The sequence below is a fragment of the Arthrobacter sp. G.S.26 genome (genome assembly GCF_050847375.1).
GTDB lineage: Bacteria > Actinomycetota > Actinomycetes > Actinomycetales > Micrococcaceae > Arthrobacter.
On sequence record NZ_CP193752.1, the window covers coordinates 1,633,096 to 1,648,586 of the forward strand.

The 15,491-nt window shown below is 68.4% G+C and carries 12 protein-coding genes; all 12 read left to right on the forward strand.

Annotated features, from left to right (window positions below; translation table 11 throughout):
* Positions 1-27 precede the first annotated feature (27 nt).
* The 12 genes from ACRB8A_RS07440 to ACRB8A_RS07495 all read left to right on the forward strand — a co-directional run bounded on the left by ACRB8A_RS07440 (position 28) and on the right by ACRB8A_RS07495 (position 15,467).
* The gene (locus ACRB8A_RS07440) at positions 28-1,830 is read left to right on the forward strand and encodes a peptidoglycan D,D-transpeptidase FtsI family protein (RefSeq protein ID WP_050684143.1); all 1,803 of its coding nucleotides are present in this window, start codon (positions 28-30) and stop codon (positions 1,828-1,830) included.
* 74 nt (positions 1,831-1,904) lie between these two features.
* A complete protein-coding gene (locus ACRB8A_RS07445; RefSeq protein ID WP_285241818.1) occupies positions 1,905-3,539 on the forward strand; it encodes a UDP-N-acetylmuramoyl-L-alanyl-D-glutamate--2,6-diaminopimelate ligase in 1,635 nt (544 codons plus the stop codon).
* A 6-nt stretch (positions 3,540-3,545) separates the two neighbouring features.
* A complete protein-coding gene (locus ACRB8A_RS07450; protein WP_285241819.1) occupies positions 3,546-5,012 on the forward strand; it encodes a UDP-N-acetylmuramoyl-tripeptide--D-alanyl-D-alanine ligase in 1,467 nt (488 codons plus the stop codon).
* Positions 5,009-6,118, forward strand: a complete 1,110-nt coding sequence (mraY, locus tag ACRB8A_RS07455; protein WP_050684146.1) for a phospho-N-acetylmuramoyl-pentapeptide-transferase — start codon at positions 5,009-5,011, stop codon at positions 6,116-6,118. The genes ACRB8A_RS07450 and mraY overlap by 4 nt, the downstream gene beginning before the upstream one ends.
* Entirely contained in the window at positions 6,100-7,677 is a 1,578-nt protein-coding gene (gene murD, locus ACRB8A_RS07460) for a UDP-N-acetylmuramoyl-L-alanine--D-glutamate ligase (RefSeq protein WP_285241820.1), read from the forward strand. Before mraY ends, murD begins: the two co-directional genes overlap by 19 nt.
* 2 nt (positions 7,678-7,679) lie before the next feature.
* Positions 7,680-9,068, forward strand: a complete 1,389-nt coding sequence (ftsW, locus tag ACRB8A_RS07465; protein ID WP_285241821.1) for a putative lipid II flippase FtsW — start codon at positions 7,680-7,682, stop codon at positions 9,066-9,068.
* A gap of 6 nt (positions 9,069-9,074) precedes the next feature.
* Complete coding sequence (gene murG, locus ACRB8A_RS07470) at positions 9,075-10,175, forward strand: undecaprenyldiphospho-muramoylpentapeptide beta-N-acetylglucosaminyltransferase (RefSeq protein WP_050684149.1); 1,101 nt, start codon at positions 9,075-9,077, stop codon at positions 10,173-10,175.
* On the forward strand, positions 10,172-11,548 hold the full coding sequence (murC, locus tag ACRB8A_RS07475; RefSeq protein ID WP_285241822.1) for a UDP-N-acetylmuramate--L-alanine ligase: 1,377 nt from the start codon (positions 10,172-10,174) through the stop codon (positions 11,546-11,548). Before murG ends, murC begins: the two co-directional genes overlap by 4 nt.
* Positions 11,541-12,578 carry a cell division protein FtsQ/DivIB gene (locus ACRB8A_RS07480; RefSeq protein ID WP_432245906.1) on the forward strand — a complete coding sequence of 346 codons (1,038 nt, stop codon included), beginning with the start codon at positions 11,541-11,543 and terminating at the stop codon, positions 12,576-12,578. Before murC ends, ACRB8A_RS07480 begins: the two co-directional genes overlap by 8 nt.
* Before the next feature lie 210 nt (positions 12,579-12,788).
* Complete coding sequence (gene ftsZ / locus ACRB8A_RS07485; RefSeq protein WP_050684152.1) at positions 12,789-14,021, forward strand: cell division protein FtsZ; 1,233 nt, start codon at positions 12,789-12,791, stop codon at positions 14,019-14,021.
* 8 nt (positions 14,022-14,029) lie between these two features.
* Positions 14,030-14,719, forward strand: a complete 690-nt coding sequence (locus tag ACRB8A_RS07490; RefSeq protein ID WP_056598780.1) for a polyphenol oxidase family protein — start codon at positions 14,030-14,032, stop codon at positions 14,717-14,719.
* The gene (locus ACRB8A_RS07495) at positions 14,712-15,467 is read left to right on the forward strand and encodes a YggS family pyridoxal phosphate-dependent enzyme (protein ID WP_056598783.1); all 756 of its coding nucleotides are present in this window, start codon (positions 14,712-14,714) and stop codon (positions 15,465-15,467) included. The genes ACRB8A_RS07490 and ACRB8A_RS07495 overlap by 8 nt, the downstream gene beginning before the upstream one ends.
* Positions 15,468-15,491: the final 24 nt, after the last annotated feature.

A 15,491-nucleotide genomic window follows, 5' to 3' on the forward strand; every position in this document is an offset into this window, starting at 1 on the left:
ACGGTCGAGCAGCAAGGAATATCGCAGGTGGCGCAGAAGACCGGAAAAGCACTGGCAGGCAAAGCCCCCAACGCCACCAAACGGTTGCGGCTGGGCCTGAGCATCATGCTCGCCCTGCTCCTGGTGGTGGGCGGCAAGCTCTTCCTGGTCCAGGGCCTGGACGTTGGCGGTATCGCCGAGGCCGCCCTGGACAAGCGCATGACCCAGACCACCCTGCCCGCAGAACGCGGCAGCATCCTGGACTCCAACGGGACCGTCCTTGCCAACAGCGTGATCCGCTATGACATCGTGGTGGACCAGGTGCTGAACACCGCCACGGAAAACTTCCGGCGCCTGGATACTGTCGACGGCGAACCCAAGCTGGTTACCGTCAGCCGGGACCAAGGCATCAACGAACTCGCCACCGCCCTTGGCATGGAACCCGCTGCCGTCAGGGAAGCACTGACGGGGGACAAGAAGTACTACGTTGTCGCCAAAGAGGTCAAACCCGAGGACGAGGACCGCATCTCCCAGCTTCAGATTCCCGGGCTTGTCAGCCAGGGTGTCAGCAAGCGTGTTTATCCCAACGGCTCCGTGGCCGGCGGGATCGTGGGTTTCCTCCAGGACGGAACCACCGGCCAGGCCGGTATCGAACAGACCCAGGACGGGTTGCTGAAGGGCACCGACGGCAAACGACTGTACGAGGAAGGCGCAGACGGGCTCCGGATTCCCGTGGGCTTTGACGAACTGACCCCGCCGGAGGACGGCAAGGACGTCAAGCTCACCCTGAACTCGGACCTGCAGTACTTCGCCCAGCAGGCCATCCAAAGCCAGTCGGACAAGCTGGGCGCCGAGTGGGGCGTCATCATTGTGATGGACGCCAAGACCGGCAACCTCGTGGCCATGGCCGACACCAACGCACCCGACCCCAACAACCCCGGGTTGGTGGCTGCGAAGGACCGCGGCGTCCGCTCCGTCACAGCCGCCTACGAACCGGGTTCGGTCCAGAAGATGATTACCGCAGCAGCCCTCATTGACGAGGGCAAAGCCAACCCCTTGAGCGAATATACGCTCCCGCCCTCCTACACCGTGGACGGGCAGACATTCACAGACTCCTTCTCCCACGGCACCGAGGAGCGGACGCTCGCCGGGATCCTTGGCTACTCCATGAACACGGGAACCGTGATGGCCGGCCAGCAGCTGTCCAAAGACCAGCGGTACGACTGGCTGAAGAAATTCGGGATCGGCGAAGCCCCCGATATCGGCCTGCCCGCCACCGCCTCAGGCATCCTGACTCCAGCCGACCAATGGGACGGTCGGCAGGAATACACAGTCCTTTTCGGGCAGGGAGTTTCGCAGTCAACACTGCAGACCGTCCGGGCCTTCCAGACCATCGCCAACAACGGCGTCATGCTTCAGCCACGGCTCATCGATTCCTATGTTTCCCCTGATGGGACCGAGGAAAAGGTTCCGGCCGAACCCTCCCGCCAGGTGGTATCCAACAACACGGCACAGCAGGTCCAGGACATCCTGGAAAGCGCGGTTACCGAAGGCCAGATCAAGGACGCCGGCATTGACGGCTACCGCGTCGGCGCCAAGACCGGCACCTCGGAATCGCCGTGCGACGACGGCAAGTCCGGCTACTGCGGCTACACCGCCTCGATGGTGGGGATGGCGCCGATGGACGATCCCCGGTTTATTGTTGAGGTGGTCCTGCAGCGGCCCAAGGGCAGCATCTACGGCATCACCAACGGCCCGGTTTTCCGGTCCGTCATGAGCCAGGCGCTGCGCACCTACAACGTCCAGCCGTCCACGGGTGAGCCGGCAAGGCTGCCCCAGTTCGCCAAGTAATTCCCCGGCACCAACAGCCGGCCCGGCCGGCCGGCCTGAACGCGGCGGGCACCCCTAGCACCATCGGAGATCCCTTGTCAGAGTTCACCCCGTCCGGCGGCCCGGCCCCGGACCCGCAGGCCGGCCGGTCGCCGTTCCGCCCCTCCACCGTTGTCCCGGTCAGCCTGGCAACCATCGGCGACGCGCTGGGCGTGGCCGTACCCGGCGCCTCCGCTGACGTGGCTGTCACCGGAGTCTCGTTGAACTCCCGCGCCGTGGAAGCCGGCGACCTGTACGTCGCCCTCCCCGGGGCCACCCGGCACGGTGCGGACTTTGTGTCCCAGGCCATCGACGCCGGCGCTGCCGCCGTCCTCACCGACGACGCCGGCGCCAGGCTCCTGGCCCTCGCCGCCGACACTCCGGTCCCCGTCCTGGTGGTCCACCATCCCCGGAACGTGGTGGGACCCCTGTCCGCAATGGTTTACGGCAGCCAGCCCACCGACGGGACCGCGCCCGAGCTGTTCGCCGTCACCGGCACCAACGGCAAAACCACCACCACCTACTTCATCACCTCGCTGCTGCGCGCCCTGGGCCGCACCACGGGGCTGATCGGCACCATCGAGATCGTTGCCGGCGGGGAGCCCATCCCCAGCCTGCTCACCACCCCGGAATCCACCGACGTGCACGCCCTGCTGGCACTCATGCGCGAGCGGGGCCTTGAAGCCGCGGCCATGGAGGTGTCCTCCCACGCCATCTCCTTCCAGCGCGTGGATGGGGTCCGCTTCGACGTGGCCGGATTCACCAACCTCACCCAGGACCACCTGGACCTGCACCACACCATGGACGACTACTTCGCCACCAAAGCCGACCTCTTCACCCCGGCCAGGGCCGGCAGGGCCGTGGTGACGGTGGACGACGAGTGGGGCCGCCGGCTCGCCGCCACGGCAGCCATCCCCACAACCACCCTCGCGACCCGCCCCGGAGCCGCAGCGGACTGGACCATCACTGCCACCACAGCCCGCGGCCTGGGCACCGACTTCACCCTCACCGGCCCCGGCAACGCCACCCTCCAGGTCCACACCGGCCTGCCGGGCGGATTCAACGTGGCCAACGCCGCCCTCGCCGTGGTGATGGTCCTGGCCTCAGGAGTCGACGCCGCCACGGTCCAGGCTGCCCTTGATTCCCGGGACCCGTTCACCGTTGCCGTCCCGGGCCGGATGCAGCTCATCTCCGAACGTCCGGCGGCTGTGGTTGATTTTGCCCACAACACCGACGCGTTGGCCCGTGCCTGCGAGGCCGTGCGCCCGGGGGAGGAAGGCGCAAAACTGATTGTGGTCTTCGGCGCCACCGGGCAACGCGACCAAGGGAAACGCCCCGCCATGGGCGCCATCGCAGCCCGGCTCGCCGACACCGTGATCATCACCGACGACGACCCGCACGACGAGGACGCCGCAGCCATCCGGGCTGATGTCCTGGCCGGCGCCGTGGCCGCCCGCGACGGCGGCTCGCTGCCCTGCGAAATCCTCGAGATCCACCCCCGCGACGAAGCCATCCGGCGCGCCGTGGAACTCGCCGGACCGCAGGACACCATCCTTGTCGCGGGCCGCGGCCACGAGGTGTGGCAGGAGGTCCAGGGCGTCAACATCGCCCTCGACGACAGGGTGGAACTGCGCAACGCCTTGACAGCCAGGGGATTCAACGTTCTCCAAGACGACCGGATAGAGTCCTAGACCGACATGATTGCACTTACTGCGGCGGAAATCGCCGACATCACTAACGGGCGCCTGGCCGCCGATCCCGGAACCACGCCGCTGTCGGTGGTGACGGATTCACGCGACGCCACACCGGGTTCGCTCTACGTCGCCAAACCCGGCGAACACGCTGATGGGCACGACTTCATTGGCGCGGCCTTTGTTGCCGGAGCCACCCTCGCCCTTGTCGAACGCCCCGCCGTCGCCCCCGACGGCACGGTGTACCCCTCGGTCCAGGTGGCGGACGCCGTCCTGGCGATGGGTGCGCTGGCCGCCGAGGCTGTCCGCCGGATCCGGGCTGCCCGCGCAGCCGCCGGCGAGGAACTGACGGTGGTTGGCATCACCGGCTCGGCCGGCAAAACCACCACGAAGGACCTGCTGGCAGGAATCTTCTCCGCTGCCGGAAATACCGTGGCGCCGCAGGGTTCCTTCAACGGCGAGGTCGGAGTGCCCCTGACGGTCTTCCGCGCCGACGCCGGCACCCGTTACCTGGTGATCGAAATGGGCGCCACCGGCGTTGGCCACATCCGCTACCTCGCCGAAATGGTCAAGCCTGATATCGGCGTTGTCCTGGGCGTGGGAACAGCCCACGCCGGCGAATTCGGCGGCGTGGAAAACATCGCCCGCGCCAAGGGCGAACTGGTCGAAGGCCTGTCCGCCGCAGGAACAGCCATCATCAACCTCGACGACGGCCGGGTCGCCGCCATGCAGGACCGCACCGGCGCCACGGTGCTGGGGTTCTCCGCCGAAGGCCGGCCGGATGCCGCAGTGCAGGCCCTCGACGCCGACACCAACGCCGCCGGCAACCCGGAATTCGAGCTGCAGCTCCCCGGCGAAGACGCCCCGCTGCACGTCAGCAGCCAGCTCATCGGCGCCCACCACGTAACGAACCTGCTCGCCGCCGCCGCGGCCGCGCATGCCGCCGGAATCCCCGCAGCAGCCATTGCCGCGTCCCTGGGCAGCCAGTCAGCCGCCAGCCGCTGGCGCATGGAGCGGACCGAACGCGCCGACGGCGTCACCATCATCAACGACGCCTACAACGCCAACCCGGAGTCCATGCGGGCCGCACTGCGCACCCTGGCCGACCTGGGCCGGGGCCGCCGGACCTGGGCTGTCCTGGGCGCCATGCTGGAGCTGGGACCGGACTCCATCCGCGAGCACACGGCCGTGGGCACGCAGGTGGTCCGGCTCAACATCTCCCGACTGGTGGTGGTGGGCCGGGAGGCCCGCGCCCTCTACGTTTCCGCCGTCCAGGAAGGATCCTGGGGGGACGAATGCATCTTCACTGAAAACGCCGAAGAGGCCTACGAACTGCTCAACCACGAACTCAAACCCGGCGACCTGGTCCTGTTCAAGTCCTCCAACAGCGTGGGGCTTCGCCATCTGGGCGATCGGATAGCATTACCCCCACAAACCCAGCAAAACGCCGATGAAAGGAGCACTCTGCCGTGATTGCACTTTTGATCGGTGCGGGCCTTGCCCTGCTGTTCGCCCTCGTAGGGACCCCACTTTTCATCCGGCTCCTGGTGCGCCGCGGCTACGGCCAGTTCATCCGTGATGACGGACCCACCTCGCACCACACCAAGCGCGGCACGCCCACCATGGGCGGCACCGTGGTGGTCGCGGCGGTGCTCCTGAGCTACGGGCTCACGCATCTCATCATGCTGATGATGAACCCCGACTCGCCCGGACCGTCAGCGTCCGCCCTGATCCTGCTCTTCCTGATGGTGGGCATGGGACTGGTGGGCTTCCTGGACGACTTCATCAAGATCTCGCGCCAACGCAGCCTGGGCCTGGACGCCAAAGCCAAACTCATCCTCCAGGCCGCGGTGGGCATCATCTTCGCCGTCCTGGCACTGAACTTCCCGGACGAGAACGGGCTGACGCCGGCGTCGACCAAAATCTCCCTGGTGCGCGACCTGCCCTGGCTGGACCTTGCGTTCGGCGGCACCGTCCTTGGCGCCATCCTCTTTGTGGTCTGGTCCAACCTGATTGTCACCGCCGCCACCAACGGCGTGAACCTCACTGACGGCCTCGACGGACTGGCCGCGGGCGCCTCCGTGATGGTCTTCGGGGCGTACACCCTCATGGGCATCTGGCAGAGCAACCAGGCCTGCGGCTCGCCCCGCGAGGCCGGCAGCGGCTGCTACTCCGTCCGTGACCCCCTGGACCTGGCGCTGCTGGCTGCCATCCTCAGCGCCGCCCTGGTGGGCTTCCTGTGGTGGAACACCTCACCGGCCAAAATCTTCATGGGGGACACCGGCTCCCTGGCCATCGGCGGTGCCGTTGCCGGCTTCGCCATCCTGTCCCGCACCGAACTGCTGCTGGGCATCATCGGTGGCCTCTTCGTCATCATCACCCTCTCTGTCATCATCCAGGTGGGCTACTTCAAAGCCACTGGCGGCAAACGTGTCTTCAAGATGGCACCGCTGCAGCACCACTTCGAGCTCAAGGGCTGGGCGGAAGTCACAGTGGTGGTCCGCTTCTGGATCCTCTGCGGCCTGTTCGTCGCCGTAGGCCTGGGCATCTTCTACGCTGAATGGGTCGTGCTGCTGTGACCGTTTCCCCCCGGCTCAACTCCCTGGTCTCCTGGGACTCCGACTGGTCCGGACTGCGTGTTGCCGTCACCGGAATCGGCGTCTCCGGCTTCGCCGCGGCCGACACCCTGATCGAGCTCGGGGCCCGCGTGGTGGTGGTTGATGCCGCCACCAGCGAAACCGCCCTGGCCCAGGCCGACACGCTCCGGATCGTGGGCGCGGTGGATGTCCTGCTGGGTGAGGACGCCGTCACCAGCATTCCAAGGATCGACGGCGAACTGCCGGAACTGATTGTCACCTCGCCGGGCTGGCGTCCCGACCAGGCCCTGCTCGCCGCCGCAGCGCGCGCCCACATTCCGGTATGGGGCGACGTTGAACTTGCCTGGCGGGTGCGGGTCCGCGAGGGCCGGACGACCGCTGACTGGCTTGCCATCACCGGCACCAACGGCAAAACCACCACGGTGGGCCTGACTGAATCCATGCTGCGCGCCGCCGGCCTCAAGGCCCTCGCTGTAGGAAACGTGGGCACCCCCATCCTGGACGCGCTCCGGGACCCGGTGGAATATGACGTCCTTGCCGTTGAACTGTCCAGCTTCCAGCTGCACTGGTCCGAATCCCTGTCGCCCATCGCCAGCGTCTGCCTCAACGTCGCCGAGGACCACGTGGACTGGCACGGCTCCTACGGCTCCTACCTGGCCGACAAAGCCAAAGTCTACGAACGCACCGTCAAAGCCTGCATCTACAACGCGGAACAGATCGAAACCGAACGGATGGTGGAAAACGCCGACGTGGTTGAAGGCTGCCGCGCCGTGGGATTCACCACCGTCACCCCGGCCGTCAGCATGCTCGGTGTGGTGGAAGGGCTGCTGGTGGACCGTGCATTCATCGAAGGGCGCAGGGACAGCGCCGCGGAACTGGCTTCCATGAGCGACCTCGGCGAACTTGCACCCCGGCACATGGTGGCCAACGTCCTGGCCGCAGCCGGCCTGGTCCGGGCCTACGGCGTGGATCAGCAGGCGGTCCGCCAGGGCATCCGCGACTACGTCCCCGGTGACCACCGCATCCAGCCCGTGGCCCGGCAGAACGGAATCCTCTGGATCAACGATTCCAAGGCCACCAACCCGCACGCCGCTGCCGCCTCCCTTGCAGCCTTCACCAACGTGGTGTGGATCGCCGGTGGCCTCTCCAAAGGCGTCAGCTATGACCACCTGGTCCGTGAGAACGCGAAGCGGCTCAAGGCCGTGGTGCTCATTGGAACCGACACCTCGGCCCTCGTTGAGGCCCTCCGGCGACACGCGCCGGATGTCCCCATGATCCCCGCGCTGCCGGGTCACACTGAAGGGGTGCAGACTGCTGCGGCGGAGCGGACCCCTGGTCCGGCCGGCCCCGTGTCCGGGGAAGAGGTGATGTCCCTGGCCGTCGCGTCAGCAGCGCAGGTGGCCGTCTCCGGCGACACTGTGCTGATGGCCCCGGCAGCTGCTTCCATGGATCAGTTCTCTTCCTATGCTCACCGTGGCGGCGCCTTCATTGAAGCTGTCCGCGGGCTGGTGGAGGGGCAGGCCCGGACCGGCGAGGAGTAACAATGGTCAGCACGCCCACCCGGCCGCAGGCCAAAAAAAGCCATGCCCGGAACCCCCAGGCCCGGCAGTCTCCGGCCGGAACCCGGCAGGGCGCAGCGCCCAAAGCGGCAAAAACCGGTGCCACGGCCCGTCCGGCGGTATCCCTTCCCGGCCGGCTGCGGTCCGCCTACCGCAGGTTCTGGTCCGCCCTTGAAGGTACCGGTACGTCCCGGAACGGGTCCACGTATTACCTGATCCTCGGATCCACCCTGGCCCTGACAGCCATCGGGATCATGATGGTCCTGTCCGCGTCCAGCGTCGAATCCATTGCCGCCGGGAAATCGCCGTACGGCGACGCCCTGAAGCAGGGGGTGTTCGCGGCCATCGGCATGTTCACCATGTTTGTACTTTCCCGGATCAACGTGGTGTGGCTGAAACGCCTGGCGTGGCCAGGGGTAGGCGCCGCGGTGGTCCTGCTGGCCCTGGTCCAGGTAGTGGGCAGCGAAATCAACGGCAACAAAAACTGGATCGACCTGGGCGGCATCACGTTCCAGCCCTCAGAGGCCTCGAAACTGGCACTGGCGCTGTGGATGGCCACCGTGCTGGCCATGAAGGGCAGGCTGCTCAGCCGCTGGCAGCACGTGGCCATCCCGGCCGTCCCCATGGCCGCGATCGTGATCGGGCTGGTCCTGATCGGCAACGACCTTGGCACCGCCATGATCATCATGATGATTGCGGCAGCGGCGCTGTTCTTTGCCGGCGTACCCCTGTACCTCTTTGGGATCGCCGGTCTGGCCGCAGCTGCCGGAACCGCGCTGATGGCCGTGACGAGCTCCAACCGGATGTGCCGCATCACGTCCTGGTGGACCGGCGAGACCTGCGCCAACGGCACCGACGCCAACTACCAGGCCACGAACGGCCTGTACGGCCTGGCCTCCGGTGGCTGGTTCGGTGTGGGGCTGGGCCAGAGCCGGCAAAAGTACAGCTGGATCCCCGAAGCCCACAACGACTTCATCTTCGCCATCATCGGCGAGGAACTCGGCCTGGTGGGCACCGTCGTCGTCCTCATCCTCTTCGCCATCCTCGGCGCCGCCATCTACCGGGTGGTCGTGGCGCAGGAGGACATGTTCCACCGCGTCCTGGCCGGCACCATCATGGTGTGGCTGCTGGGCCAGGCCACCGTCAACATGTCGGTGGTGACCGGGCTGATGCCCGTCATCGGCGTGCCGCTGCCGTTCATCTCCTACGGCGGCTCGGCCCTGCTGATGTCACTCTGCGCCATCGGCGTGGTGCTCTCCCTGGCGAGGGAACAGATGGCGCCCGCCATCCGGCCCCGCCGGATGCTGAAGCTGAAGGCCAAAACGGCGAAAGACACCGCCGCCAAAAAGAAGACTGCAAGGAAGCGTGCCTAACCACCGATGACTCCGACAAACCCATCCATCGTCCTGGCGGGTGGCGGTACTGCCGGCCACATCAGCCCGCTCCTGGCCATCGCCGCTGCCCTCCGGGCCGCCTCGCCCGGCGCGGCCATCCTCGCCGTCGGTACCCCCGCCGGGATGGAAACCCGGCTGGTACCCGCCGCCGGCGTGGAACTTGCCACCATTGACCGGGTGCCGTTTCCGCGGCGGCCCTCCCTGGACCTGCTGCGCCTTCCAGCCCGCCTGGCCGGCGCAGTGCGGCAGGCAGGGGAGATCCTGGACAAGTCCGGGGCGGATGTCCTGGTGGGGGTGGGCGGTTATGTCTGCACGCCGCTGTACCTGGCAGCCCGACGCCGGGGCGTACCGATTGTGATCCATGAAGCCAACGCCCGGCCCGGCCTGGCCAACCGGCTGGGTGCGCAGCTGACCAAACGGGTCGCGGTGGCGTTCGAGGGCACCCCGCTGCGCCACGCCGTGCACGTGGGGATGCCCATGCGCACCGAAATTTCCGGCCTGGACCGCGCCGCCGCCCGGCACGATGCGCGGACGGCGCTGGGACTGGACCCGCACCTGCCCACGCTCATCGTCACCGGGGGATCCTCCGGCGCGCAAAGCATCAACCGGACCATCGCGGCAGCAGTCGGCACACTGGCTGCGGCCGGCATCCAGACCCTGCACATCACCGGCCGCGGCAAGACCGTGGCAGGCAGCTCCGGGCAGCCCCTCGCTGCAGCCGGGTACCGGCAGGTGGAATACGTGGCCGGCATGGAACTGGTGTACGCCGCCGCTGACCTCCTGCTGGCCCGCTCGGGAGCCGCAACCGTCTGTGAGGCAGCCGCCGTTGGCGTCCCGGCCGTCCTGGTGCCGCTGCCCATCGGCAACGGCGAGCAGGCCCTCAACGCTGCCGGGCTCGTCAAGGCCGGCGGCGCGGTCCTGGTCCCTGACCGGGACTTCACGCCCGGCTGGGTGGAGCGGGAACTGATCCCGCTGGCCACCGATCCCGCACGGCTGGCCGCCATGGCCGCCAGTTCCCACCAGCTTGGCATCCGCAACGCCGACCAGCGCATGGCCGGCCTCGTCCTGGAAGCGGTCTCCGCATGAGCATCGACGTCCCCACCGGCCCTGCCACCCTGGGCCGGACCCACTTCATCGGCATCGGCGGCGTGGGCATGTCCGCCGTGGCACGGATCATGGTGGCCCGCGGGATACCCGTCAGCGGCTCCGATGCCAAGGACCTGCCCGTGATGGCGGACCTTGCCGCCGCCGGCGCCCGGATCGGAGTGGGCTACGCGGCCGGCAACCTGGGTGACGCCCAGACGGTTGTGGCCGGCTCCGCCATCCGGGCCGATAACCCCGAACTCGCCGCCGCCCGGGAGGCCGGCCTGCCCGTCCTGCACCGCTCCCAGGCCCTGGCCGCCATCATGGGCGCGGACACCGTGGTGACAGTGGCCGGGACACACGGGAAGTCCACCACGACCTCCATGGTCGCGGTGCTGCTGAAAGGCGCGGGCCTGGACCCCACGTTCGCAATCGGCGCCAACGTCCCGGCACTCGGCGTCAACGCCGCGCACGGCTCGTCCGGGATCTTTGTGGCCGAGGCTGACGAGTCCGACGGGTCCTTCCTGAACTACCGGCCGCAGATCGCCGTAGTCACCAACGTCGAGCCCGATCACCTGGACCACTACGGCACGCCCGAGGCCGTTTACGCCTCCTTCGACAGCTTCACCGCACTGCTGCCGGCGGACGGCGTCCTGATCGCCTGCGCGGACGACGCCGGTGCGCTGGCGCTGGCGGACCGGACCCGGCAGCGGGGCAACACCCGGGTTTTCCTCTACGGCACCGGCGCGGAGGCGGACCTGCAGCTGCACGACGGCGGTCCCGGCCAGGTGTCCGTGTCTGCCCCGGCCGGCCGGTTCGACCTGGCCCTGCAGGTACCCGGCAGGCACAACGCCCTGAACGCGGCGGCAGCCTTCGCGGTGGCCCTGGAGCTGGGCGTGGACCCCGCAGCCGCGGCCTCGGCCCTGGGCCACTTCGCCGGCGCTTCCCGGCGCTTCGAGCTCAAGGGCGAAGCCGGGGGAGTGCGTGTGTTTGACGACTATGCCCACCATCCCACCGAAGTCCGGGCGGCGCTGACGGCGGCCAGGAGCGTGGCGGGCGCCCACAAGGTGCACGTCCTGTTCCAGCCGCACCTGTTTTCCCGCACCCGCGAGTTCGCTGCCGAGTTCGCCGGGGCGCTCAACCTCGCCGACACGGCGCTTGTCCTGGACATCTACCCGGCCCGCGAGGACCCCATCCCGGGTGTCACCAGCCAGCTGATCGCGGACCACCTGGGCCCGGGCGGCCGGCTGGTTGAAGCAGCCGATGCCGCCGCTGCCCTGGCGGCCGCCGCGGCTCCCGGTGACATTGTGCTCACCGCCGGTGCGGGCGACGTCACGGCGTACGGTGCCCGGATTGTCGAGGCCCTGCGTGCCTAGCTCCCGCCGGCCCACCTACACCTCTGCGAACCGGGCCGGCGGCCCAGGCAACCCGGGGCGCCCTGCCGGACGCCCCGACCCCGGCAGCCAGGAGGATACCGGCCAGCAGGAGGCAGTTCGGCCTGCAGCGGCCAAGCCCGCTGCAGACATCATCTCGGCCTCCCGGAGCCTCCCCGCTCCGGGCGCTTCCGTGCCCGGCGCGCCCGTGCCCGCCGCACCCGGTTCCGGAAAGCCGGCCCGGGCGGCACGCCTGGCGCTGCCTGGCTGGCGGCGTGCGCGGCACCAGTCCAACGGTGCAGGAACCGCTGCCAACGTGGTGGCGTTCCCGGAGCCCAAAAGCAAGCGGCGCCGCCGTAACCTGCTGGTGGCAGTGTCCACCATCGCTGTGCTGGTGGCCGTGGTGCTGGCCGCAGCCATCTACTCCCCGATCCTGGCGCTCCGCGAGGTCAGCGTGTCCGGGACCAAGCTGCTGGCGCCGGACCAGGTGCAGGCCGCCCTGTCACCGCTGCAGGGCAAACCGCTGCCCCAGATCAGCAAGGAAGAAGTTTCCCGGCTGCTGGAACCACTGGTGCAGGTGGAATCCGTCGCCATCCTGGCCCGGCCGCCGTCGGGCCTTGCCGTAACAGTCCGTGAGCGGGTTCCCGTGGCGCTGGTGAAGCAGGGCGAGCAGTACCAGCTGGTGGACGTCGACGGCGTCCGGCTGGCCACCACAGCCGACCCCGCGTCCGTCGCCCTGCCCGTGATCGACGGGGGAGCGGGCACCATCGGCCAGGACCTCTTCCTGGCCACCGCCAACGTGCTGGCGGCGCTGCCCGCCGACGTCCTGGCCAAGCTCTCCAACGCGTCCGCCCAGTCGGTGGACGCGGTGGAACTGAAGCTGGTGGACGGCCAGACCATTGTGTGGGGCAACGCGTCGGAGAAGGAGCTCAAAGCCAAGGTCCTGGCTGCCCTGCTGAAGGCCCCCGTGGATCCCAAAAACCCGGTCAAGGTCTATGACGTCAGTGTCCCGCGCCACCCCGTGACGCGATGAGGCGCTTTCTTTCGGGTATTAATCCGACACGCGGACCCGGTTATTGAATGTGGGAACCAGAGGAAATACCGTTCCAGACATGAGTTACTTGACATAACTATAACCTTCAACACGAAGGTTAAGGTTTCAGGATTCAAGTCCTCCATCAGCTTTCGCAGCAAACTTCGCAGTACACACGAACAAAAAAGACACGAACAAGGGACACGTAACGTGGCAGCTCCGCAGAACTACTTGGCCGTCATCAAAGTCGTCGGCATCGGCGGCGGTGGCGTAAACGCAGTCAACCGCATGATCGATGTGGGCCTCCGTGGTGTCGAATTCATCGCCATCAACACGGACGCCCAGGCGCTGTTGATGAGTGACGCCGACGTCAAGCTCGACGTCGGCCGCGAACTCACCCGCGGCCTTGGCGCCGGCGCCAACCCCGAGGTGGGCAAGCAGGCCGCCGAGGACCACGCCGACGAGATTGAAGAAGTCCTCCGCGGCGCGGACATGGTCTTTGTGACCGCCGGCGAAGGTGGCGGCACCGGAACCGGCGGCGCGCCCGTAGTGGCCCGCATCGCGCGGTCCCTGGGCGCCCTGACCATCGGCGTTGTGACCCGTCCGTTCACCTTCGAAGGCCGCCGCCGTGCGGGCTCCGCCGAGGCCGGCATCGACGCCCTCCGCGACGAAGTCGACACCCTCATCGTGATCCCCAACGACCGCCTGCTGTCCATCAGCGACCGCAACGTCTCGGTGCTTGACGCCTTCCGCTCCGCTGACCAGGTGCTGCTGTCCGGCGTCCAGGGCATCACCGACCTCATCACCACCCCCGGCCTGATCAACCTCGACTTCGCCGACGTCAAGTCGGTGATGCAGGGTGCAGGCTCGGCGCTGATGGGCATCGGCTCCGCCCGTGGCGAGGACCGCGCCGTGAAGGCCGCGGAACTGGCCATCGCATCGCCGCTGCTGGAAGCATCCATCGACGGCGCCCACGGCGTGCTGCTCTCCATCCAGGGCGGCTCCGACCTCGGCCTGTTCGAAATCAACGAGGCAGCCCGCCTGGTGCAGGAAGTGGCACACCCCGAAGCCAACATCATCTTCGGCGCCGTCATCGACGACGCCCTCGGTGACGAAGCCCGCGTTACGGTCATCGCGGCCGGCTTCGACGACGTCAAGGCCACCTCGCCGTCCATGGACCAGTCGCAGGCCCAGGTCGCCCCGCAGCGCCCGGCAGCCCCCGCTGCCGCACCCGCCCAGGCGCCCACCGCCGGCAACCACCACACCAACGTCCAGCCCGTGCACGCGGGCGTCGGCGCTGCCGGCCTGGGCAACTGGGGCCAGCAGCGTCCCAGCGCCGTCCCGGCCGACTCCGGTTTCGACGTGGACCTGCCGTCCGTGGTGGAGCCGGACATGACCGGCAGCCGCTCGGATGACCTGGATGTCCCCGACTTCCTGAAGTAGGGTCCGGCTTGTTCCTCTGGCGTGCAGACATCCTGCCCGGTGTTTCCGCCGCATTCACGGATGTCCGCGCCGGGAACCTGGCTTTGCATGTGGGGGACCACCCCGACGAAGTCCGCGGCCGCCGCGCCCACCTGGAGCAATCCATGGGCGTGGCGCCGCAGGACCTGTTGTTCATGAACCAGGTCCACGGTTCCACCGTGGCCGTGATGGCCGCCGGCGGCCCGGCCCCCGACGCCGATGCCATGGTCTCGCTCGGGGTGCCGCTGGCCGTGATGGTGGCGGACTGCATTCCCGTGCTCCTGGCCGGAACCTCGCCGGCCGGTCCGGTCCTTGCCGCCGTCCACGCCGGCCGGCCTGGAATCGCCAACGGTGTCCTGCCAAAAGCCGTGGACAGCATGCGGTCCCTGGGCGCCACCGGCATCCGTGCCTGGCTGGGCCCTTCAATCTGCGGACACTGCTACGAGGTGCCGGCCGGGCTCCGCGATGAGGTGGCCGCCGCAGTCCCCGCCACCGCGGGCACCACCTCCTGGGGAACCCCGGCCCTTGACCTTCCGGCCGGAGCGCGCAGCCAGCTTGAAGCTGCCGGCGTTCCGGTGGATTACACCGGCCCCTGCACCCTGGAGACGGAATCCCTCTACTCATACCGGCGCAACCAAAAGACCGGACGGTTCGCCGGGGTGGTGTGGAGCCATGACTGAATCCGCACCCCACGGGGCCGACCCCCGTTCCCTTGAACTGGCGGACCGGCTGGCAGCCGTCCAGGCCCGGATAACGCGTGCTGCCGCCGACGCAGGCCGGCAGGACCGGCCGCCCCGCCTGATTGTGGTGACCAAATTCCACCCGGCCGCGGACGTCCGCCGGCTGGCAGCCCTTGGGGTCCGGGACGTTGGCGAAAACAGGGACCAGGAGGCGGCCGCCAAAGCCGCCGAACTGGCGGACTGTGGCCTCACCTGGCACTTTGTGGGACAGGTCCAGAGCAAAAAAGCCAAATCCGTGGCCCGTTACGCAGCCGCCGTGCACTCCGTGGACCGGGTCCAGCTGGTGGATGCCCTGGCAAAGGCCATGGCCACTGCTCAGAATACGGCCGCGCAGGATGGTGCGCCCCGCCCGGACCTGGACTGTTTCATCCAGGTCAGCCTGGAGGAGGACGCCGGCGCGCACCGCGGCGGAGCGGACCCGGCCGACGTTCCGGAACTGGCCCACCGGATAGCGGCAGCGGAAGGCCTCCGGTTGGCAGGCGTGATGGCGGTTGCCCCGCTGGGTGGCCAGCCGGAATCGGCCTTCGAAAAACTTGCCGGCGTGTCCGCCCGGCTGGTGGCGCAGCACCCCGGCGCCACGGGCATTTCAGCGGGCATGAGCCAGGACCTCGAGGCGGCCATCCGCTTCGGGGCGACACACCTGCGGATCGGCTCCGATATTCTCGGAACACGTCCCGCGGTGGGGTAGCGTCGATCCTGTTGGAAGTGATCG

Bases quoted from the DNA above. Each gene is read 5' to 3' on its own strand.
- ACRB8A_RS07450 (WP_285241819.1), top strand. From the start codon at position 3,546: ATGATTGCACTTACTGCGGCGGAAATCGCCGACATCACTAACGGGCGC.
- ftsW (WP_285241821.1), top strand. From the start codon at position 7,680: ATGGTCAGCACGCCCACCCGGCCGCAGGCCAAAAAAAGCCATGCCCGG.
- murG (WP_050684149.1), top strand. From the start codon at position 9,075: ATGACTCCGACAAACCCATCCATCGTCCTGGCGGGTGGCGGTACTGCC.
- murD (WP_285241820.1), top strand. From the start codon at position 6,100: ATGGGTCGTGCTGCTGTGACCGTTTCCCCCCGGCTCAACTCCCTGGTC.
- murC (WP_285241822.1), top strand. From the start codon at position 10,172: ATGAGCATCGACGTCCCCACCGGCCCTGCCACCCTGGGCCGGACCCAC.
- ACRB8A_RS07495 (WP_056598783.1), top strand. From the start codon at position 14,712: ATGACTGAATCCGCACCCCACGGGGCCGACCCCCGTTCCCTTGAACTG.